The following is a 21,970-nucleotide window of genomic DNA, read 5'->3' on the forward strand; positions in this document are numbered from 1 at the left end:
ATGGAAATAATGGATATAACATAACAAACCAATCAGAATATGAGGCATGGAAAGAACAAAACAAAGATAAATTTTTAAATTGATTGATACGAAATTCAGCCTAAAATAACGGAATACAACCAGAATTAACGGAATAAAGCCAAGTGGTTGAAATTAAAAAAATAATATAATATTATTAAAGAAAAACATATCAATGGAGGTATTGGGGATGAAAATTAGAAAAATTTTGGGAGCAACATTAGTATGTGTAACCTTGATGACAACAGTAGTTATGGCAGCAAATATTAGTAGAGAAGAGTATTATGGATCTGCTTTTTTAAATGTTGATGGTAGAGATGGCGTTTATAAAGTTAATGCAAGTACTATAAGAAATCATGGGACTACACATTCATATTTAAATGTTAAAAAAACATATTATAACGGAGAAGAAACAGTATTAGATTTTGGACAAAAAAGGGGAGATAGTTTTTATGAGTCTGGATATGAATACATAGAAAACTATGAAACAACACATAAGACATCATTTGATGGTGCTAACCATAAGTTTTCAATAAAATTATTTTATTAAAAAGGAGTGATATGAAAAAGAAAGTAGTACTGTTATTGTGCTTAGTTGTAGGCGTATCCTCAAGTGCTTGCACAAAAATGCAAAGTAGTATAGAAACGGAAATAATAACTGATAATTATACATATGAAAATAATTCTGATGATATAAATACCGTAAATCAAGACGTATTAGATGGATGGAGGTTAGTAGATTATTATATCGATGAAAACAATGAATCAAAACCGTTTTATATACCAATGTATCACGATGATACGTATGTAATACACAGCATCCCATATGCTGATAATAATAATGATGATGGTGCGAAGAATAAATTGAAACCAGATGGAACTGAATTTCATAAATATAGTGGATATCTATTTTCTTCTTATTTTTCTCAACCAATTTTTGAAGATAATAAATTTGTAGGGATGACCAAAATCAATGAACTTTATAATAGAATGGATGGTTTCTTTTTTGGTAGCATAGGATATTCTGATGAACCATTTGTTAATACTGAAGATTCTCATAGTAAAAAGATATCCCATTATACAGGTAAAGCAGATATTTATGCAATTTCAGTGGCTCTTTATGAAGATTTTTTTAGCTGGACAACAGATATAAATATGTATGTATATGGAGTTCCAACTGATTTTTATGAATCTTATTTGGGAAATGATAACATATATAGTACTGATGATTATTATAATTTTACGAGTGAAGTTATGGAAGAATATAACAGCTTTGATTTAGTATTATCTAAAAGTTTTGGAGAAAGCGGTATTTTTTATATAGACTTTACAGATTTAAACGATACAAATAAGTATAAGGATTATTATGTAAGATTTGAGAATGAGGGTAATGAAATTTGCTTTTACGAAATCTATGGAAATTATGGATATAACATAACAAACCAATCAGAATATGAGGCATGGAAAGAACAAAACAAAGATAAATTTTTAAATTAGCTAGCAATTGGGGGTACAATGAATAATAATTACACATGTATTTCAAACGAAGTATTAGATGAATTGATACTTCATAAAGTCGTTTTTTTAAAAGTAAATGGGCATTATTTAGAAGTAAAACTAGCCATGAGTGATTTAAAAATAAAGATTAGGGCAAGTCTTAAAACTTATAAGAATCGATTAATAGAGAAAAATTTTATTAACCCTAATCAGTCTATAATGATCAATTTACTTTATGTTAAAGAGATAGATAAGGTTAATAAAAAAGTAGTAATGCATACTGGAGACAAAATTGATATAAGCAGAGATAAATATAAAGAGGTTTTGACACAGTATATAAAATATATAGGAAAATACGAGGAAAGTGTAGAATTTATTTAGTTTTTTGGGGGGAAATAATGACTAATATCAAGATTATTTTTAAGCGCGTATTAAAGAGACCATATTCAATCTTGGTAATGATAGCTATGTGTGCTATTTCTTTTTATATGTTTTCGGGAGAATTAACTGAAAACGTACAGTCTTTATATTATGTGCATAGAATACATAATATGTTTGGAATCGACGAAGAGCAGGTCGGTTTTGTCCAATTGCTAAAATCAAGTAACTCACTAGAAACAGCAATAGAAGTAAAAAATAAAATGAATGATATTCATGGAATTAAAGGCGCTGGATTTAGAAGTGGTTGTACGATTTTTTCGCAGAAAAGTAATAGTGAAATACCAATATTTTCATTTGATACATCAATAATTGAATCTGTGAATGTAGATGTGGATGAAAAAACACTTGAAGAAATGAGACAAGAAACTGAATATGAACCTATTTTATTAGGACCAGATTTTAAAGGAAAATACGAACTAGGAGAAGTTATTGAATATGAATATGCATCCTATAAAGTGTATGGCTTTTTAAAAGAGGATAGTGCTATATATCATGACTTTGATTTATTTGGTGGATGGACAAATCTTGATTTGTACAACTTAGATAGCGCAGGAGTTGTAGTGATGGATGATTTGACTCAAAGAGAAAGCGTTAATTCTTCTTATATTCAGTTTATAACAGAGAAGAATGAATTTGATAATGTAGCCAAGGAATTAATTAAGTATTCATTGGACAATGGAATAGAATTGAGGGTAGTAAATAGAGCAGAGGAAATAAAAAATGAGTTGAAAGAAAAGAATATATTAAATAGCGACGATTTTTATTTATTAGTTCTTGTTGGAGTTGTGACAATTATAACCATAACCACAATGTCAGTTACTTATATCATGCTAGATAAGAGAGATTATGGAATATTAATGATAAATGGACTGAAGTCAAAAAGTATACATTTACAGATTATATTGCAGAATCTATTAATAGTCATGTTAGGTGCCATTATTGGATGGATGATAAATCAAAAATTGTATTATGGAACCTTAATTATAAGTCAGACAGATATAAATATAAATATAAATTTTTTGTATTTAATTCATTATAAAACAGCAATGATATTTATACCTATCATTATGTGTTTAACATCAGTGGTGATAGTGGCTTTATCAAGTATTATACCTGTTTATATTACAAGTAAACTAAGATTAGCAGACCTTGTGCAGACAGAGAATGAGTAAAGGGGAGCATGATATGAAAAGATTATTAGAGAATGTACTCAGGTATAAGAAATCATTTGTTTTTGTATTAATAGGACAAATAGTTATATATATAAGTGTGTTTGGCATACTTAATTTATATAATAACGCGGAGAATAGAGAGAAAGATAGAATTGAATCAATTTATGATTCTAGAATAGAAATAGACTTATATAAGTCACAGGAAAAGAATATTTTTTCAGAAGATTTTTTAAATATAGATAGGGGAAATATAGTCGTAACTAAGGGCTTATCCTTAAGCTTTTCAGAACAGGGACTGCCTAATATAGTAGATCTTGTACTTGTAAATAATGAAGAATTGCCTTATAAGCTTATTAAAGGTCATATTCCAGGAACAGAGGAAAGTGATATAGGAAGAAATGTAGTAGCTATAGGACGTGATAAATTAAAATATGCTTATGAAGAAAATGGTAAACAATATATTACTTTAGCAACAACAAAATATGAGGTAGTTGGAGTGCTAGGTAGTAATAGGTCGGATTTTTGGGATTATAAGATTGTTCTAAATATACATTGTATAAGCGATAAGACATTAGAAAGCATTAATAAAGATAGTGATTTTAAGCTAGAACTTGGAAGTAACAATATAGATATTTTCGATATTTATAAAGATGTATATGTAAGTTTAAAGTCAGAAGATAATGGGCTTAATCTGGAATCTAGTAAAGTAAATGGATTGGGAGAAAGTACTGTATCAACAACATTAAATAGAACAGGTATTGCTAAGAAATTAAGCGTTGCTTTATTTTGTCTTTGTAACTGCCTTGTAATATCGGAATTTTTCTTTATAGAACATAGGAAAGAGTTAGAAATAGAGAAGACTTTAGGTGCATCTAATGGATTTGTAATAGGAAAATTATTTACAAGATATGTGGAAATAAGCGCGATTGCATTATTATTATTTTTAATAGTAACAAAAGTATTTGAAAAAATCGGACTTTTATCAAATATAATTAGAGTAAGTTTTATAAATGTGTTAGTAGTTTTTGCTACAATTATAGTAATTGCGGTTTTATCATTAATTTATCCATATGTAAAAGTAGTAAAAATGGACGTTGTAGAAATGAGAACTAGGAGATAAGAATGATAATTATAAAAAATCTAAAAAAAGTATTTGAAACTGGAGATTATAAAAAAGAAGCTTTAGCAGGAATAGATTTAACAGTTAATGAAGGCGAAATGATAGCAATAATGGGACCTTCCGGCTCAGGAAAAACAACTCTACTAAATGTAATAGGCTGCATGGATAGTAATTTTACAGGAGATGTAATAGTTAAGGGTAATAATATTAGAAAGATTTCGAAGGGAAAATTAGAAAAAATAAGACGTAACAACATTTCCTTTGTCTTTCAGGATTATGCCTTGCTAGATAATTATTCTGCTTATGAAAATGTGGAAATGCCCCTTCTTATAAAAAGAAGAAAAAATCGAAAAGAAAGGGTAGTTGAACTTTTGGATAAATTAGACATAAAAAATGAAGCAAGTAAAAAGCCTTCTAAAATGTCAGGTGGCCAAAGGCAAAGAGTGGCAATAGCAAGGGCGCTAGCCATGGATAATGATATATTATTATGTGATGAACCAACAGGAGCTCTAGATCAAAAAACAGGTGAAGATGTAATGGAAATCCTGCGTTCAATTAATAAGGAAGGCAAGACAATAATAATAGTAACTCATGATGAGAATGTGGCCAATAAAACAGACAGGATAATAAGAATAGTAGATGGTAAGATAATAAAAGATGAGATAATTAAGAATTAAAACCTAAAATTCTTGCAGGTTTTGCCAATATTGTGGCAACTTGCAAGAATTTTGTTTTTAGTGTATAATACTTGAACGCGTTCATACGCTAAAGTAGTTATGTAGTAAATGGTGTAAAATCGATAGTATTATATTTTCAAATTGGTTTAATAATAGTCTTATTCTGATTTTGATTAAGAGTTGCATTTGCAAAGATTAGAATAAGTTATTACTAAATAAAAACAAGGAAGGAGATATGGTGCGAGTTGGTTATGCATCATATGTAAAGTATGAAAGAGAAAAAACTTGGGCTCATGGCCCTAATCTTGATGATTTTTACATCAGTCTATGGATTTAATAACATTCCAAGATCTTATTATTTAATGGGATATGCAGCAATTCCTTGGTTTGTTGTTGCAGGTATCTTATTCTTTATTCCATTCGCCTTTATGGTGGCAGAATTTGGTTCAACTTTCAGAGAAGAAAAAGGTGGTATGTACTCATGGATGTGTAAGTCCGTAGGACCTAAGTACGCATTTATCGGTACATTTATGTGGTACACATCTTATGTATTATGGATGGTTAATGTATCTTCTGGTATTTGGGTACCAGTATCTAATATAATTTTTGGTAAGGATTGCACAAGCGAGTGGTCTTTCTTTGGCTTAGATTTATTATCAGGCACAAGATTACTTGGTGTAATGGCAGTAATCTTCTTTATCTTAATTACTTTCTTTGTAACAAAGGGTATTGATAAGATTAGAAAGGTAACATCAATTGGTGGTACAGCCGTTCTTACAATTAATATTTTAGTAGTAGTTGGTTCTATCATAATGATTATTGCTCGTCATGGACAGTTAGAACAGCCTTTTGCTGGTTTTGAGTCACTTAAGACTCCACTTAACGTAGCATATCAGGGTAGCCCTATTATGATTTTATCTTTCATCGTTTATGCATTATTTGCTTACGGTGGAATTGAAGCTGTAGGTGGTCTTGTTGATAAGACAGAGAATCCTAAGAAGAATTTCCCTAAGGGTATCGTAACAGCAGCAGTAGTTATTGTTATTGGTTATGCACTTCTTATCATGTTAGTAGGTTCATTTACAAATTACGAGGAAATTCTTGGTGCAGGCAATATTACACTTGGTAATGTATCTTATGTAATTATGTCAAATTTTGCAGCAGAGTTTGGTAAGGCATTTGGTATGTCGGTAGCAACTCAGACTTTACTTTCTAACATATTTGCAAGAGTTTATGCTCTTATTATGTTACTTGCATTATTAGGTGCTATGTTTACACTTGTTTATTCAACATTAAAGCAGATTATCGATGGTACTCCAAAGGAATTATGGCCAGGTAAGATGGGTGTTGTCGATGAAGATGGTATGCCAAGACATGCTATGTGGATTCAGTGTGTAATTGTATGTGCATTAATCCTCTTAGTATCATTTGGTGGTGATAACATGCAGCAGTTCTTCTTAATCTTAACAGCAATGGTTAACGTAGGTATGACAGTGCCTTATATGTTTATCTCTTTTGCTTTCCCAAGATTTAAGAAGTTAAAGAATGTAGATAGAAGCTTTGAAGTTTATAAGACTCAGAGATCAGCTAATTTCTGGGGTTATGTAGTAACAATAACTCTTTTCTTAGCAAATCTATTCGCTATCATTCAGCCAGCTTTTGACGGTGATTATTTAACAACATTCTGGTCACTTAGTGGTCCAGTAATCTTTGGTATTGTTGCTTGGATTATGTATACTCATTATGAGAAGAAGATGGCAAAGAATCCAGATACAGTATCAGCTAACGTTAAAGAAGATGAAGCTAATGCTGATGCATAATTTAAGAATATAGATCTTTATGATTTAGAGATAGAGGCGTTATCGAAAGGCTTTAGGCCCGGTAGATAGCGCTTTTTTTTTTTATAAAAATGTATCTATGCCGGTTATCTCTAATAAATTTTTTAGAATTTAAGCCTTGAAATATTAGTAAAAAGTGATATTATAAATATATACATTGTACGCAATAAGAATGTATGCAATTTAAATTAAAAGGAGATTGTTTTTATGAAGTATGCAGTAAGATATTACACTAGAACAGGTAATACTAAGAGAATGGCAGAAGCAATGGCTAAGGAATTAGGAGTAGAGGCTCTTCCAATTTCAGAACCTGTAACAGAAGCAGTAGATTATTTATTTTTAGGAAACTCATATTATGCTTTTAACATAGATCCTGAGGTAAAGAAATTTATTTCAACATTATCTAAGGATAAAGTAGGAAAGATTGTAAACTTTGGTTCAGCAGCTATGTTAAACTCAACTTACAAGAAAGTTAAGGCAGAAGCTGATAAGGTTGGTGTAGCTATGGATTCTAAAGAATTTCACTGCAAGGGTGAATTTAAGGGAATTCATAAAGGAAGACCTAATGCAGATGATATTATTGCTGCAGTTAATTTTGTAAGACAGTATAAGTAAAAGACTCAAATAAATAATTAATGATTCAAAGAAATCCGTGAACATGTTATATGTTCACGGATTTTTTATAGTCGGGGTGACAGGATTCGAACCTGCGACCTCTTGATCCCAAATCAAGCGCTCTAGCCAAGCTGAGCCACACCCCGTAAGTGTGCTTATTTACTATTTTAGCGACGTTTAATAGAATACCATATTTAAAATAAAAGTCAAGGTAATTTGCTTAAAAATATATATTTTTTCACTATATATTCAATTGTATTATCACTAACCCTATAATATAATTAATATAGTATAAAGAAAGAACGTGATCAATATGAATAAACATTTAAAAAAGCTTGTAATTATAGGGTTTTTTATACCCAATTTGCTTGCTTGTAAGGGGGAGGTGCACTCTAAAAGTGTAAGTGATGAGCTAACTTACAAATTACATTTTCAAGAGATAAAAGATGAGCACATAGAGCTAATGCATTATAACAGGGAAGGCGAAAGGCATAACTATGCCTTGAATCGTCAAGCAAAGGAATTAGCACTAGAAGAACAAACTAAAGAGGAAGAAACTAAAGAGGAAGAAAAAACAGAGTCTGAAACATATTTAAGTCAAAGTGCATATTTAAGCAAAAATATGGAAAACACGCCGTCTGATGAAACTGTAGCAGTTCAGGAAAAGACCGTGGAGGAGACAAAAGATTTCGTAAGTTATTTAAATATAGCATCAACAACAAATCAGTTGTTAGTGGTTTCTGCAAGTGGTACAAAGGCAGAAGTTTCACTTCATAATAAGGATGCTTCTGGAAATTGGCAGCAGGTTTTAGTATGTAATGGATATGTAGGTTCTGCAGGAGTGGGTGTGACTTCTGAGGGAATGAAGATGACACCTATTGGAGTCTATGATTTTACATTTGCATTTGGAAATGCCGCAAATCCGGGAGCTCTGCTTTCCTACACACAATGTGACGATAGCTACTACTGGGTGGATGACGTAAACTCTGCATATTACAACAAATTTGTCACAACAAATGAGGTGACACCAGATTGGACAAGTGCTGAGCATATCTCTGAAATAGCTGTTTATAGCTATGTTTTAGCCTTTAATTACAATGCAGCTTGTATCCCTGGTAAAGGTTCAGCCTTCTTTGTTCATGTAAGTAGTGGACGTCCAACAGCTGGATGCATTTCAGTTTCTGAGGAAAATATGCTTACAATTATAAGAAACGTGGCTCCAGGCTGTAAGATTCTCATTGATAATAAGGAGAATATAGGGGGATACTAGTATTTGATTAGCACTAACATTTTCAACACATCGTAAGCAAGATTTACTAATAAAAATAAATAATAATCTCTTCCAACTGCGGGTTAGATAAAAACTTGTCTAACTCGCAGTTTTGTACTATTCTAGATGGTGATTGTGCATTTTTTTCTATTAGTGTTAAGCACAGCATGGATATAGAGGAGAAAGTAAACTATGAACCAAAAGAAGGAAAGAAACAAAAGTAATAACAATAACAATTCTTGTACTTTTAACGAGCAGTATTATGAGGATATTAAGCTTGTCAGGCAAGGACAAAGGCTTGCATATATTTTGGCAGCTCTTGGGGTACTTGCCTATGTTGCATTTTTTATATTTGGCATTATTTCAAAGAAATTCGACTTTAATGTCACCACAAATCAAAAGATTTTCTTACTGTCTGCTATAAACATAATGATTATTACAGTAGATGTTATTTTTATTTTTATATACAGAGGTAAAGTTTATTCAAAAGAATCCACAGCAAAAAAAGGTAAAAAAGAGGGCGAAGTAAGAAAAGACCGTATAAATTGTGACATTTTTCTATTAGAATTATCAGTATCATTGATATTGATTTTTAAAGTATTAAGGAAATACAACTTTTCTAATGAATTAAGATGGGGGATTGTGATAATTGTCATAGCTATTATAATGTTTATCTTTTTGCATTTGGTAAAGTTGATTGAAACTAAGAAATTTGGGGTAAATTTCCCCACCTTTATAATTTCGGTTTTGCTTTCTATAATTCTTACTTTCTCTTTGGTTAATATAACAGCTAGTTATTCTTATGAAAATGTAAAAGTAATAGATACTAGTACTTATATATCAGGAACTAAAACTCGAACTAGGGTTTACAAAATCGAGTTTGAATATAGTGATGGAAAAACAGAGAAAATAGGCACTACAAAACAACTATATGAAAAAGCAAACTATCTAAGTTATGGCTTTTACTTAGAAGATGTAACTGGAATTTTTGGCTTGAAGATGCATAAATTGTGTTATAAGCCTCTTTTTTAAATAAAGTCTGCATATTATATTATTCTAGTTAGTGATTTGGCGAAAGGAGATAGGCATGAAATTATTAAAGAAGATAGTTATAACTTTAGTGGCAGTGATTGCGCTATTTTATTTACTTGTGTTGATCACAGCTTGGATATAGAAGAGGATTTCAATTATCCGTTTGAAAAAAAGAGACTTACTAGGAGGTGGCTAGATGTTTAAAAGGAAAAATACTGATACGAGTTCTGAAATAAAAAAGAATAAAGACAAGCTATCTAATGAAACTTTAACAAGAATAATCTGCTTTGGGCTTGGATGTCTTGTGACTTTTATAGTTATGATTTCTGCTGGCTTTAAGATGGTGAAATCAGAGACGGTTTCAACAACTAGTGATGATGGCTTAAGCCTTCCAGGGGAAACACAAGTAAGAGAGGTAACCGTGGAAGAAGTAAAGGTAAAGCTTGAGGAAATCGGCGAGCTTAGTACTTACCAAGGAACTTATTCAATTACTTATGGAAAAAAAGAGACAAGAGAATTGTTGGAAAAATTCGAAATTCCATTTACCAGCAACAACATAACAATAGAGTGTGAAGGCGTTGTAAAGGTAGGTTACGATCTTGACTCTATAAATGTAGAGGTGGCAGAAGCTGATAAAAAGATATTCATCTCTATTCCAGAAGCTAAGGTTAACGATAACTACGTGATTTGGGACACAATGAATTGTAGCGAAGAGAACAACATTCTAAATCCTATCGAGTTTTCTCAGTATCAGGAGTTGATATCTGAAATTGAAGAAAAAGGACTTGAAGAAGTTGAAAACGATGGAATCTATACAAAAGCAGAGGACAATCTAAAGCTTTTGATTGAGAAGTTTTTAGGGGACTTTGAAGAGTATGAGATAGTGTTTATGTAGTGGGCTTTTGGAGCAGTTTAAAGTGTTATAAGGACCGGAGGGTTTGTGAAACACGCCGGAATTCGGGCTTTTGAAGCAGTTTAAAGTGTTATAAGGTCCGGAGGGCTTGTGAAACATACTAGAATTCGGGCTTTTGTGCCTGTGAGGGAGTTTATCTCTTAATTTAAGCACAAGAAATTTCTGGGACGTTGCCAGGAAATCTATTAAAATTGGCTATAACAATACATTCCACTAATATAAGGCACAGGATATTGTGTGAGTTTAAGAAGAACTTACAGATCCTGTGCCTTTATTGATTTAATCTAGATAATAGAGCACAAGCTTTTTTTAGGAGGTCTTTGATTCTTAGTATTCTTGTGCCTTTTGGATAAGTTTGTGGGGCTTGTAGCCAAAATTGGGCTTGTAAAAAGTTGAGGGGTGGTGTCGCATTTTCAAAAGTTAGTGCCTAAATAAATTGAAAAGTAATATCTCAGGCACAGGAGAAAAATTAGAAATCAAAATTTTTTTTCAAGCCTTAAAGCTAGAGAAATTCTACGTTTATTAGTATGATTAATTAACTTTAAGCAAAGTTTTTCGTGACAAATGAAAAAAAGCATGTTACACTATCCAAGAAATTTTTACAAAAGAAGAAACCATGGTCAGGTAAATTTTTTACAAAAGAGAAAAAAGATATTAGACAAAAGAAAACCAATATAAACAAAGGCAAAATTCATTGCTGATTAATCCCATCACTAAAGAAACTAAATAAGGAGATTCACTATGGATGAATTACTAATGATGCTAGAGGCTAGATTAGCAAACTTAAACTGCGCATTAAGGTTGGCAAAGAAAGATCAAGATTTTCCCGAGGGTTCACTCAGAGTTTCAACAAGTAACAAAAGAGTTAGATATTATTGGATGAATCAAAAGGCCTCCGATTTAGGTGAGTACATCAAGAAAGATAACCACCAATTTGCTAGAGAACTAGCCCAGAAAAGTTACAATAGAAAATTTATAAAAATGGCAGAATCTGAAATCCTTTATCTACAAAGTGTAATCACACATTTATCAAAAAACAATTCTGATATGTCCTATGACAAATTATCGCTTACTAGAAAAAATCTAGTAAATCCCTACATTTTACCAGATAATATTTATGCTAAAAACTGGCAGGAAGAAAGTTATAAAACAAGTAATTACTTGCCGGAATGCAAGGTTTATTCAACAAAAAGAGGAGAAATGGTACGTTCTAAATCCGAAGCAATCATTGCTGATATTCTTTATGATTTGAAAATTCCATACAAGTACGAAAAGGCTTTAGTCCTTAAAAACGGAACAATCAAATTTCCAGATTTCACTGTGTTAAATAAAAAGACAAGACAAGAAGTTTACATTGAGCATTTTGGCTTGTTAGACGATGAGCTGTATTTAAGCAGCAATCTTTTAAAGCTTGATGAGTACAGAAACAATGGAATTTATCTAGGTAAGAATTTGCTATTCACCTACGAAACAGAGAATAGCCCGCTAGATATAAAAGGGATAAGAAAGATGTTCAGGGAATTACTATAGTCTATAGGGATTAGTTGGAATGAAGAAGAAACAAAAGAAAAATAGTAAAAAAATAGTTGGAAAAAGCTTCCTGTGTGCCTGTAATGATGTGTATTCTAAATCTAGGGCACACGCTTTTTCCTATCTTTTAGGAAAATAATAAGGATTTGTGGCTAGAAGAAGAGATTAAGAACAGAATAGTCACAAGAAATTTTACATAGATTTTACACAGACCACCCCTTTAAGTTTACAGAAGGCCTATACAATCAAACTGTAAAAAGAAAAAGAGGTAGATATTATGGATATTTTTGGAGTATTAACCATGATTGGTGGCCTCGCTCTTTTCCTTTACGGAATGAACACCATGGGCGATGGTCTTGTAATGCTTTCAGGAGGAAAGCTTGAGAAGATTTTAGAGAAGTTAACAAAGAAGAGAATTATGGCACTTTTACTCGGTGCCTTTGTAACAGCAGTAATACAGTCATCATCGGCAACAACAGTAATGGTGGTAGGTTTTGTAAATTCAGGAATCATGAAACTTACACAGGCCGTTGGAATCATAATGGGTGCTAATGTCGGCACAACAATCACATCTTGGATTTTGTCCTTAACAGGAATTAGCGGTGGTAATGTATTTGTTAATCTACTAAAGCCAAGTTCCTTCTCACCAATACTTGCAGCAATTGGTATTGTATGTATTATGACAAGTAAGAATGGTGAAAAAAAGAAGATAGTTGGTAACATTTTACTTGGATTTGCAATATTAATGTTTGGTATGGAAACAATGAGTGGAGCGGTTGAGCCACTTAAGGATAATAAAGCCTTTACCGGAATGTTGACTGCATTTTCAAATCCAATACTTGGAATGATAGCAGGTGCCGTGCTTACAGCGGTAATCCAGAGTTCATCAGCATCCGTAGGTATTTTGCAGGCCCTTTGTATGAGTGGTGCGGTAACTTACGGAACAGCAATTCCAATTATTATGGGTCAGAACATCGGAACTTGCGTAACTGCTATGCTTTCAGCAATTGGAGCAAGTAAGAATGCTAAGAGAGCAGCGTTCATTCATCTTTACTTTAACTTAATAGGAACAATTATTTTTATGATCGGCTTCTATTCAATAAATAGTGTGATGCATTTTACATTCCTAACAGCCTCAGCCGGCGCTGCAGGAATTGCCGTAATTCACAGTTTATTTAACATCGGCTGCGCAGTGCTATTGTTCCCATTTGCAAACCAGTTGGTAAGACTTGCAACCTTCACAGTTAGAAATCATAAGGATAATGAAAATGATCCAGTTAGACCGGCAGAGCTTGCAGCCCTTGATGAAAGATTCTTAGATACACCTTCTTATGCAATTAGACTTTGTAAGAAAGCTGTAGTTAAGATGTCTGAGCACACTAACGAGGCCATTTTACTAGCTCTCGACCTTCAGGCTAAATACTCTGACGAGAAGGTGGAAGAAGTTATAAAGTTAGAGCAGTTGGTGGATGAGTACGAGGATAAGATTGGAACTTATCTTGTGAAGTTGGCAAGCAAGGATTTGGGCAAGGACGATAGCCACGAATTGTCGATTTTGCTACATTCCATCAGCGATTTTGAGAGAATGTCAGATCATGCAATTAACATCGCCGAGTCCTTTAAAAAGAAGAATGATGAAAATGTAGAGTTCTCCTTCAAGGCTACTGAGGAATTGAAGTTCCTTGGAGTTGCAGTTAAAAATATTATGAAGTTAACCCTAAATATTTTCTCCACAAGAGATACCAAGATTGCTGTAAATGTGGAGCCACTTGAAGAGGTAATTGATGACCTTGTAATGGAGATGAAACAAAGACATATTGATAGATTGAAACGTGGGGAGTGCTCAATGGAGGCAGGAATTTTGTTAGAGGATATTTTGACAAACTATGAAAGAGTTTCAGATCACTGCTCAAATATTGCAGCCGCTCTAATTGAGATTCAAGCAGATGAACTAGACATGCACGAATACGTGGATGTTAAGGTTAAGGGTAGCGACCCATATTTTAGAAAAGAGTATATTAGACTAAAGCAAATCTACATGTTACCGGAATTAGACGAGGTTAGCTAAAATTTATTATAAGTAGATTGCGACACAACTTAAGCTTACAAGTAATTAACCATAAAGAAAAGTGCTATGGAAAGTGATGGGCAAGGCCTTTATAATCACTATCTATAGCACTTTTTACATGTCTTATTTTTACAATTAAATACAGTAAATCTTATTTAGATATTCTTTAAATAAAAAATCGCAAGCTGAGTTCTATCTCTTAGGTCTAATTTTTCCAAAATTGTGGAGAGATAATTTCTAACAGTTCCCTCTGATAAGAAAAGTTTGCCAGCAATTTCCTTGTTTGAATAACCGTCTGCTACTAATTGAATTACAGCAAATTCCTTATCGGTAATGTCAGCAGCGGCATAGTCAAAGCTTGGGAGAGTAACAGTTGCTGAACTTGTGGTGGTGCTAGCTCCAAGGCTAGCAGCATCATTTTTAGAGGCAGTCCCAGCGTTTATAAGTTTCGGTAATTTATTTATAATAGTTCCCCCAAAGACGCTTTGGCCATTTATGGCAGCAGTGAGGGCAGTGTCTAATGCCTTGTAGTCCTGCTTTAAAAGATAGCCGCGAACCCCAAGTTTTAAGGCCTCGATAATATATTCGTCATCTGAAAATGTAGTCAAAAATAGGATAGTTGCCTCAGGGTGATTTTTTAGAATTTCCCTTGCAGCTTCTAATCCATTCATGCCCTCCATTCTTATATCCATAAGAACTAGGTCAGGTTTTAACTCTTCATAAAGGTCAATAGCTTCCCTTCCACTATGTCCTTTTCCTACAATTTTAAATTCTTCCTTGCTTGAAATAATCATTTCAAGGGACATGGTAATAAGTTCGTCATCATCAATTAGTAAAATAGATTTTTGCATTTTATCTCCTTATAGCTATCAAGCTTGTTATTAGAAATTTAATCTGGCAAAGACTGTAAAACCATCATTACAATAAAAGTAAGCATCACCGTTGCAGGCGTTAGCTCTCTGCCTTATATTTTCAAGTCCGATTCCTTCAAAAACTCCGGACTGAATCTTTTTCTTTATATCTGAATCAACCTTCCCATTATCTGAAATAGAAAGAGTACAAAAGTTTCTGTTTTGGTGCAAAATAATTGAAACCTTGTCACCCTTGCTGTGTTTAATTATATTTGTGACTCCTTCTTTTAGGATTCCAATAAGACTAAACTTAACTTCCTTTGGTAAATTATTTTCAAAATCTAACTCTGTAGAAACCTGAAAATTAGTGAGTTCCTTTATAATGTCGTCAAAATTTTTTGCAAGATCAATAGAGTCATCTCTAAGGTCATGGACAGAATTTCGCATTTTCTCCATGGATTCATCTAAAGTGTTTGATAGCATCTCTAGCTGGGGCATTATATTTTCATCAGAATTCATAGTCTTAATGGCGCCTAGCAGTAGAATGGCGCGACTAAGCATGTGGCCTACATTATCGTGGATTTCTCTAGCAATTCGGTTACGCTCGTTTAGGGTAGCAAGGTGAATTTGCTGGTCCTGTTCAAGCACTAAATGCTTATTTTTATTTTTAAGTAAACTCTCGATTTCCACACTATCATCACGAGTTTTGTAGAGCTTTTGTTTATAAGTTATGACTTCTTCGTAAAGAATTGTGGAAACATAGGTAAAAACTAAAGACAATAAGAGGAAGGCCAAGTATATAGGAAAATTTGTCGGCTTCCTTATAATTAGAAAAATTAGGCAAACTACGAAAGGCACAAAGATAAGTGCATCTGCTAGTTTCCTTTTTGGAATTAAGATAGTGATTTCTAAGAATAAAAATGTGCAAATTGACACTACGACTGAACTTGTCGTAATGTCATTTGCATTTAATAAAATTATCAGCGAAATTGCTGCAATTAGTCTAATAAAAACATCAGTAAGCATATTGCTCCCTCTTTTTGTTAATAATAATTCCTGCTACAAAGAATATTATTGCATAAACTAATTGAATAAGCAAACATTCTATGAAATGGGAACTAAAAACATTTGAGACGCTGTGGTGCTCAATATATTTGCAACAATCTACAAACCAGTAAACTGGGAGAAGTTGAGAAAATTTCACAACTGCCGCCGACATAAACTCTGATGGAACAAACACTCCACATAGGAAACTCATGGAAAGAACAATCATATTTGAAAGCATGTTTATAAGGTTTGTATTTGAAGTTATTGAACATATAAAGTAAGCAATTCCAATTCCCAAAAACATTAGGAAAATTTCGTTAATTCCATAGAAGAAAAGCATGTGAAAATCTGGCTGATTTCTTCCAAGAATTGCGGAATAAACAAAGAAGCAAGTTGTTAACACAAAGCCAATTAGTAAAACCGCAAGGATAAGCTCTTTGTTACGGCTAGCAAAGGATTTTCCACTGATATTTATTCGGTTCTTTGAGTCCTTATCTTTTAAAAATCCTAGTACAGAAGCGATGCAAACTGTAAGAATCATAAGACAAGAGTAGGCGCTAAAAATAAATGAGCTTGAAATGGAAGCACTGTTAGTAGTTGACTTATAGTCGTTGTTTGAGTAAATCTTAGTCTCTACAATGTCCGTTTTTTCCACTTGCTCTAGGGAGATGTTAATGGCCTCCTCCTCACTATATCCGCAGTCTAGGTAAGTTTTGATGTCTGATAAAAATGTATTTATTTTCTGACTTATCAAATAACCGCTAGCGGAATTTGCAGAAGCAAGATACTGGATTGAATCTTCGTAATCTCCGGATAGAAGTAAATTTTTAAAATCCTTAGGTATAACAATTGCATAGTCGTAAATTTCAAAACGAACGTTATCATTGATTGCCTTAAAGTCAAGTTCTTCGCTAGTTAAATTTAATTTTGTAATTTTCTGACTAGAATCTAGGTAGCTAATTAAAGCTTCACTGATGTCGCTTTTATCCAAATCTACCACTGCCACGTTAAGGCTTGTATCCTTGTAAATGTCGGCACTAGAGTTAGATGAAACCTTAGCTCTAACAACTGTAAATATGGCAAATACTAAAAAGTATATGATTATTGTTTGTGAAAAGCTTCTTAGAGATAGAAGCGTAGCCTTAAATACTGTCATAATTTCTCCTCCTTAAAATTAGAACACTAATAATTAGGCAAATGGCAATCATAAGCACCATTATTCCTAAATCCTGATAGTAGGCAGAAGTTTTGCCATAGCAAGCTAATTGATATAGACTATCTGTAAATACTGTGGCAGGATTGATTTTATTTAAAATTGGGCAGAAATTCTGAATGATCTGCTGAATGCCGCCCATCATAAGTCCTGAAAAGAAGGAACATGTCATGGTAAAGGCAAGAGGTACCATAGAGAGGGCAATTTCATTTTTAAAGATAGAGCCAATCAAGGTACCAACTGAGATACCAAGAGCACTAGCAAGGCTAGTTATGGCAATGACCATGTAAATTGGTGCGCCCCAGTGAAGACCTAGGCAGTACTCTACATAGCAGATAACCACTGTGTTTGAAAGAGTTTGAAGTAATGTACCTGCAAGGATTCCAGCAAATATTGCCTTTAGTTTATGTCCTGGTGCCAGCTCAAATCTTTTACCACATTCTGAAAGGTTGGCACAAAGACTTGTCATCATAGCTGTGCTTACCCACGATGAGAAAAGTGAGGACATGGCAAGTAGGGCATAGAAAAATTGCATATACTGTGATACCCCAGATTTAAAGTCGTATTTTTTCAAAAAACTCATATTGGAATTTATACTAGCAATAAGAGTGTCAATTTCTTCTGGCTTCTCTGATAAAATTTTTTCAAAACTTGCTTGGTAATTTTGGTAGCTCTTTACTATCTGAGAAAGACTAGTGGAGATAAGACCATTTTCAGTAACAATGACTTCAATGCTGTCATCATGCTGGTAATAGATTCCTTCAATGTCTTTTTTATTCAAAGCATCACTAGCAGCTTCTAAACTATCAAAGCTAGTGACCTCAAGGATTTTACCGTGATCCTTTGTCTCTTTTGAAAGCTCCTCTATAACGGATAAAAAGTTACTATTTATACCATCACCAGCCACATAGGCAACCTCAATAGTGTCTAAACGGTTTGGGTCATCCTTAATCATATTGCCAAAGCCTAGATAGAAGGCGCTTGCAAGGACTAATGGAAAGAGAAAGTTCCAGCCCACAAGCCATGGCATTCTAATTAATTGCTTTATTTTATAGGAAAATATTCTTAAAAACATTAGTCACGCAACTCCTTTCCAGTAATTTCTAGGAAGACATCATTTAGTGTTGGTAGCTTAGTTTGTACATGGCCGAATGGTATATTTTTTTCACTAAAATATTCAAGTACATGTACAAGATTATGCTCGCCCCCATCTAGGCTAATAACAAGCTCGCCCTCGCTATACTTAGCGTCATAGACATGGTTGATGCCTTTGATATCCTTAAGTATATCTTCATTTATGGCAGGCATTCCTATGCAAATGCTTTCGCGAATCTTTAAGGAATTCTTTAAATCATTTGCTGTGCCCTCGGCTACCTTCTTGCCGTGATCCATAATGATGATGCGGCTACAGATTTCCTCAACTTCCTCCATGTAGTGAGAAGTGTAAATAATAGAAGCCCCTTGTCTATTCATTTCCTTAATGCCCTCAAGAATTGCGTTACGACTTTGTGGGTCAACGGCAACTGTTGGCTCATCAAAGATGATTAAACTTGGTTTATGGGCAATGCCGCAGGCAATGTTAAGTCTTCGTAGTAAACCACCAGATAACTTCTTAGGCTTGTATTTCTTGTAGTCGCTAAGGCCTGTAAATTCTAGGGCTTCTTCTACATACTGACGGCGCTTTTGCTTTTCTTTAATATACAGCCCACAGAAGAAGTCCACATTTTCATATACATTCAAAGTATTCATAATAGCCACATTCTGGGGAACCACCCCAATTCTTGACTTAATGTCGTAGGCCTTTGGGCTCATTTCTTTATCGAAAATCATAATCTCTCCCTTGTTGAAACTTAGAAGAGATAAAATGCAGTTAATAGTTGTAGTTTTTCCAGAACCGTTAGGTCCTAGGAGTCCTAGAATTTCCCCCTTTTTTAATTCAAGTGAAAAGTTGTCCACTGCGATTTTTTCCTTGTATCGCTTAACTAAATTGTTAACTTTAACGATTGAATCACTCATAAATTTATCTCCTTATTAATCTCCCTTATTATTATCAATTTACCTAGCATTAACTTACACAAGTTAAAAGCAATTTCGTAAATCTAAAATTATAATATTAAATTCCCGCTCTGGACACTAGTGATTGCAGTCATTTCCTGCATGTGACAAATGTCATGTCTTTTTACATTTTCATAAAAATAAAAACTTTGTATTCTAATTATAGATATGGTAAACTAGCAATAGATATACATGTGTTAACTAAATAAATAGCAAAGGAGACGGACTATGAAACAGAATGTAGCGGATTTGCTTAATGCACAGGTAAATAAGGAGTTTTACTCTGCTTACCTGTATTTGGGAATTTCTAAGTTTTTTACAAAGGCTAAATTATATGGCTTTGCCAACTGGTATAGAGTTCAGGCTACAGAAGAGCAGGAGCATGCCATGAAGATTTATGATTATCTTCTAGATTCTAAGCAGGATGTGTGCCTTGAGGCCATAGATAAGGTGGATATTAAGATAGAAAGTGCCTTGGCTGCAGTAATTGAGGCGGACAAGCACGAGCAGTACATTACCGCAGAGATTTGCAAGATTATGGATTTGGCGGTTGCTGAAAATGATTACACAACTCAAAGTTTCCTCGATTGGTTTATAGAGGAGCAAAAGGAGGAAGAGGAGAATTCAAGAAAGATGATTTCAAGGGTTGAGGCCGTTGGAGGGGATAGAAGACTTCTCTATATGTTAGATAAGGAAATTGAAAAGCGCGAATAATTAGCCGCTTTACAGTAATTTACCCTTCGGCTTCTATGGCTGAAGGGTTTTTTCATAATTAGGCAAAGATAATACTTTTTGCTATTATATAAAAAGAAATTGGAAGGAGGCCTATATGCGAATTCAAAACTTAATCGAAAACACAAAAGGATGTAGTGGCGTTGATTGTGCCCATGGTTTTTCCTTTTATATTGAAACCACAAGTCACAAGCTATTAGTGGATTTAGGACCATCCGATGTGACACTTGAGAATGCCAAAAAGCTCGATATAGATTTGAAAAAAGTGGACACGGTGGTGCTAAGTCACGGTCACTATGATCATTCAGGTGGCATAATGCCTTTTACAAAAATAAATAATCAGGCAACTATCTATATGCAGGCCCTTGCGGAGCGTGAATACTACGCTGATGATGGCGTGGAGGCAGGAAGAAAAAGATATAGATATATAGGAATTGATCCAGAAATAAGTAAGTTAGATAATCTAAAGAAGATTGGCGGTAATTTTAAAATCGATGAGGAGCTTGAGCTTTTTACCATCAAGGAAAGAACTCATCCTCTTCCATTTACAAACGACCGTCTTCTAGTAAAGAAGCCAGACGGATTTGTGAAGGACGATTTTAAGCACGAACAGTTCTTAGTTATAAGGGACGACAATAAAAGCGTTCTGATTTCAGGCTGCGCTCATAACGGAATTTTAAGTATCATGGATGATTACATTTACAAGTATAAATCTACTCCAGACTATGTAATTAGCGGCTTCCACTTAAAGAAGAACTCCGATTACACAGAGGATGAGGTTAAGGAAATTAAAGAGATTGCAAATGTATTAAAGACTTACAATACTAAATTTTACACTTGTCATTGCACAGGCCTCCCAGCTTTTGATATGATGAAGGAAATCATGGGAGATCAGCTAGAATACGTGCATTCTGGCGATGAAGTAAAATTAGCATAAGGAGTTAATATGGATATTAAAGATATACGTTTTTATATGGAATGCTATGAGGCAAGAAGTATAAATAAGGCAGCGAAGTCTTTATTTATCACACCTCAGGGACTCGGGAAAGCCCTGGATAGAATTGAAACAGAGCTTCAGGTTAAGCTCTTTGATAGAACAAAGCAAGGCCTTGTGCCAACAGAAGCGGGAGTTTTCTTTTATAAGAAAAGCCACAGAATTTTGGAGAGCACAAGAGAGCTTGAGGAAGGTCTAGAAGAGATTAAAAGCAAGAAGAAGATCTTTAAACTAGGCTATTCCTGCGGTTTAATCAGGATGTTGCCCTTAAGTGTCATTGATAAGATACAAGAGGATTTTGAAAATGTAGAGCTAAGTATCGAGGAATCCTCAAACCTTGATGTTAAGCAAAAGCTAGCCAAAAATCAGATAGACCTAGGCCTAGTAATTGGCCGTGTGGCAGCAGAGAATGTTATTGAAGTGGAGCTTGAAAGTAAGACCATGTGCGCAGTTGTGCCAAAGGGGCATAAGCTCTTTAATAGGAAAAGCCTAAAGATAGCAGACTTAAAGGATGAGCAGTTAATTAGTTTAAACGAGAAATATCAGGCTTATGATAACTTGATTAATTCCTGCGAGCGCGAAGGATTTTTTCCACACATACGCATTAAAACCATGGAAGCTGCCATGATTTATGAGTTTGTTAGAGAAGGCATTGGAATAGGAATCGATGTGGACATCCATAATAGAGAAGGGCTTTTTGAAAATGTAGCTCTAATCCCTATTAAAGACGCCATTCCTTGGAGTGTCTATCTGGTTTATAAAAGCGAAAAAAGAAAAGATGAATGCTTGTTAAAGCTTGAAAAAGAGTTAAAAAAGAATGCAAGAAGGTAGAAACTATTAGTTTCTACCTTCTATTTTTTTGTTGATAGAATATTCTCAATAAGGAG

At 33.7% G+C, this 21,970-nt stretch carries 21 protein-coding genes and 1 tRNA gene; 16 read left to right on the forward strand and 6 right to left on the reverse strand.

Features of this window, described 5'->3' with window-relative positions:
- Positions 1-208 precede the first annotated feature (208 nt).
- The 8 genes from QVA17_RS08240 to QVA17_RS08275 all read left to right on the forward strand — a co-directional run bounded on the left by QVA17_RS08240 (position 209) and on the right by QVA17_RS08275 (position 7,378).
- Positions 209-568 carry a hypothetical protein gene (locus QVA17_RS08240; RefSeq protein WP_287387786.1) on the forward strand — a complete coding sequence of 120 codons (360 nt, stop codon included), beginning with the start codon at positions 209-211 and terminating at the stop codon, positions 566-568.
- 11 nt (positions 569-579) lie between these two features.
- The gene (locus QVA17_RS08245; RefSeq protein ID WP_287387788.1) at positions 580-1,515 is read left to right on the forward strand and encodes a hypothetical protein; all 936 of its coding nucleotides are present in this window, start codon (positions 580-582) and stop codon (positions 1,513-1,515) included.
- An 18-nt stretch (positions 1,516-1,533) separates the two neighbouring features.
- Positions 1,534-1,896: a LytTR family DNA-binding domain-containing protein gene (locus QVA17_RS08250; protein ID WP_287387789.1), complete on the forward strand. Its 363-nt coding sequence runs from the start codon at positions 1,534-1,536 to the stop codon at positions 1,894-1,896.
- A 17-nt stretch (positions 1,897-1,913) separates the two neighbouring features.
- Positions 1,914-3,128: an FtsX-like permease family protein gene (locus QVA17_RS08255; RefSeq protein ID WP_287387792.1), complete on the forward strand. Its 1,215-nt coding sequence runs from the start codon at positions 1,914-1,916 to the stop codon at positions 3,126-3,128.
- Between the two features lie 13 nt (positions 3,129-3,141).
- Positions 3,142-4,248, forward strand: coding sequence for an ABC transporter permease (locus QVA17_RS08260; RefSeq protein WP_287387795.1), 1,107 nt, complete (start codon positions 3,142-3,144; stop codon positions 4,246-4,248).
- A 2-nt stretch (positions 4,249-4,250) separates the two neighbouring features.
- Positions 4,251-4,925, forward strand: coding sequence for an ABC transporter ATP-binding protein (locus tag QVA17_RS08265; protein WP_287387798.1), 675 nt, complete (start codon positions 4,251-4,253; stop codon positions 4,923-4,925).
- A gap of 269 nt (positions 4,926-5,194) precedes the next feature.
- Complete coding sequence (gene yjeM / locus QVA17_RS08270) at positions 5,195-6,745, forward strand: glutamate/gamma-aminobutyrate family transporter YjeM (RefSeq protein WP_287387800.1); 1,551 nt, start codon at positions 5,195-5,197, stop codon at positions 6,743-6,745.
- Positions 6,746-6,970: 225 nt separating this feature from the next.
- The gene (locus tag QVA17_RS08275; RefSeq protein ID WP_287387803.1) at positions 6,971-7,378 is read left to right on the forward strand and encodes a flavodoxin family protein; all 408 of its coding nucleotides are present in this window, start codon (positions 6,971-6,973) and stop codon (positions 7,376-7,378) included.
- A 71-nt stretch (positions 7,379-7,449) separates the two neighbouring features.
- On the opposite strand, the gene QVA17_RS08280 is transcribed toward QVA17_RS08275, so the two are convergent.
- Positions 7,450-7,524 (reverse strand) — tRNA-Pro (locus QVA17_RS08280).
- A gap of 239 nt (positions 7,525-7,763) precedes the next feature.
- Here QVA17_RS08280 and QVA17_RS08285 point away from each other — a divergent pair.
- The 5 genes from QVA17_RS08285 to QVA17_RS08305 all read left to right on the forward strand — a co-directional run bounded on the left by QVA17_RS08285 (position 7,764) and on the right by QVA17_RS08305 (position 14,191).
- Positions 7,764-8,648 carry a L,D-transpeptidase family protein gene (locus tag QVA17_RS08285; protein WP_287387806.1) on the forward strand — a complete coding sequence of 295 codons (885 nt, stop codon included), beginning with the start codon at positions 7,764-7,766 and terminating at the stop codon, positions 8,646-8,648.
- Between the two features lie 192 nt (positions 8,649-8,840).
- Positions 8,841-9,680, forward strand: coding sequence for a hypothetical protein (locus QVA17_RS08290; RefSeq protein ID WP_287387808.1), 840 nt, complete (start codon positions 8,841-8,843; stop codon positions 9,678-9,680).
- 196 nt (positions 9,681-9,876) lie between these two features.
- Positions 9,877-10,575, forward strand: a complete 699-nt coding sequence (locus QVA17_RS08295) for a DUF4230 domain-containing protein (protein ID WP_287387810.1) — start codon at positions 9,877-9,879, stop codon at positions 10,573-10,575.
- A gap of 759 nt (positions 10,576-11,334) precedes the next feature.
- Positions 11,335-12,123 (forward strand): hypothetical protein, encoded by a 789-nt coding sequence (locus QVA17_RS08300; protein WP_287387813.1) that lies wholly within the window; start codon positions 11,335-11,337, stop codon positions 12,121-12,123.
- 277 nt (positions 12,124-12,400) lie between these two features.
- Positions 12,401-14,191: a Na/Pi cotransporter family protein gene (locus QVA17_RS08305; RefSeq protein WP_287387815.1), complete on the forward strand. Its 1,791-nt coding sequence runs from the start codon at positions 12,401-12,403 to the stop codon at positions 14,189-14,191.
- A 155-nt stretch (positions 14,192-14,346) separates the two neighbouring features.
- Here the strand turns inward: QVA17_RS08305 and QVA17_RS08310 are convergent, their stop codons facing one another.
- From QVA17_RS08310 to QVA17_RS08330, 5 genes are read right to left on the reverse strand one after another with little or no spacing between them, the layout of a single operon-like run.
- The gene (locus QVA17_RS08310) at positions 14,347-15,042 is read right to left on the reverse strand and encodes a response regulator transcription factor (RefSeq protein WP_287387818.1); all 696 of its coding nucleotides are present in this window, start codon (positions 15,040-15,042) and stop codon (positions 14,347-14,349) included.
- A 30-nt stretch (positions 15,043-15,072) separates the two neighbouring features.
- Positions 15,073-16,068 carry a sensor histidine kinase gene (locus tag QVA17_RS08315; RefSeq protein WP_287387820.1) on the reverse strand — a complete coding sequence of 332 codons (996 nt, stop codon included), beginning with the start codon at positions 16,066-16,068 and terminating at the stop codon, positions 15,073-15,075.
- Positions 16,058-17,245 carry an ABC transporter permease gene (locus QVA17_RS08320; protein WP_287387822.1) on the reverse strand — a complete coding sequence of 396 codons (1,188 nt, stop codon included), beginning with the start codon at positions 17,243-17,245 and terminating at the stop codon, positions 16,058-16,060. Before QVA17_RS08320 ends, QVA17_RS08315 begins: the two co-directional genes overlap by 11 nt.
- Positions 17,232-18,377, reverse strand: a complete 1,146-nt coding sequence (locus tag QVA17_RS08325; protein WP_287387825.1) for an ABC transporter permease — start codon at positions 18,375-18,377, stop codon at positions 17,232-17,234. The genes QVA17_RS08320 and QVA17_RS08325 overlap by 14 nt, the downstream gene beginning before the upstream one ends.
- Positions 18,377-19,318: an ABC transporter ATP-binding protein gene (locus QVA17_RS08330; protein ID WP_287387828.1), complete on the reverse strand. Its 942-nt coding sequence runs from the start codon at positions 19,316-19,318 to the stop codon at positions 18,377-18,379. Before QVA17_RS08330 ends, QVA17_RS08325 begins: the two co-directional genes overlap by 1 nt.
- A 267-nt stretch (positions 19,319-19,585) precedes the next feature.
- On the opposite strand from QVA17_RS08330, the gene QVA17_RS08335 reads away from it, so the two are divergent.
- The 3 genes from QVA17_RS08335 to QVA17_RS08345 all read left to right on the forward strand — a co-directional run bounded on the left by QVA17_RS08335 (position 19,586) and on the right by QVA17_RS08345 (position 21,914).
- Positions 19,586-20,071, forward strand: a complete 486-nt coding sequence (locus QVA17_RS08335) for a ferritin (protein WP_287387830.1) — start codon at positions 19,586-19,588, stop codon at positions 20,069-20,071.
- A gap of 115 nt (positions 20,072-20,186) precedes the next feature.
- Entirely contained in the window at positions 20,187-21,026 is an 840-nt protein-coding gene (locus QVA17_RS08340; RefSeq protein WP_287387833.1) for an MBL fold metallo-hydrolase, read from the forward strand.
- Between the two features lie 9 nt (positions 21,027-21,035).
- Positions 21,036-21,914: a LysR family transcriptional regulator gene (locus QVA17_RS08345; protein ID WP_027430112.1), complete on the forward strand. Its 879-nt coding sequence runs from the start codon at positions 21,036-21,038 to the stop codon at positions 21,912-21,914.
- Positions 21,915-21,970 lie beyond the last annotated feature (56 nt).

This window comes from Lachnospira sp. (assembly GCF_016290755.1).
GTDB classification, from domain to species: Bacteria; Bacillota; Clostridia; order Lachnospirales; family Lachnospiraceae; genus Lachnospira; species Lachnospira multipara.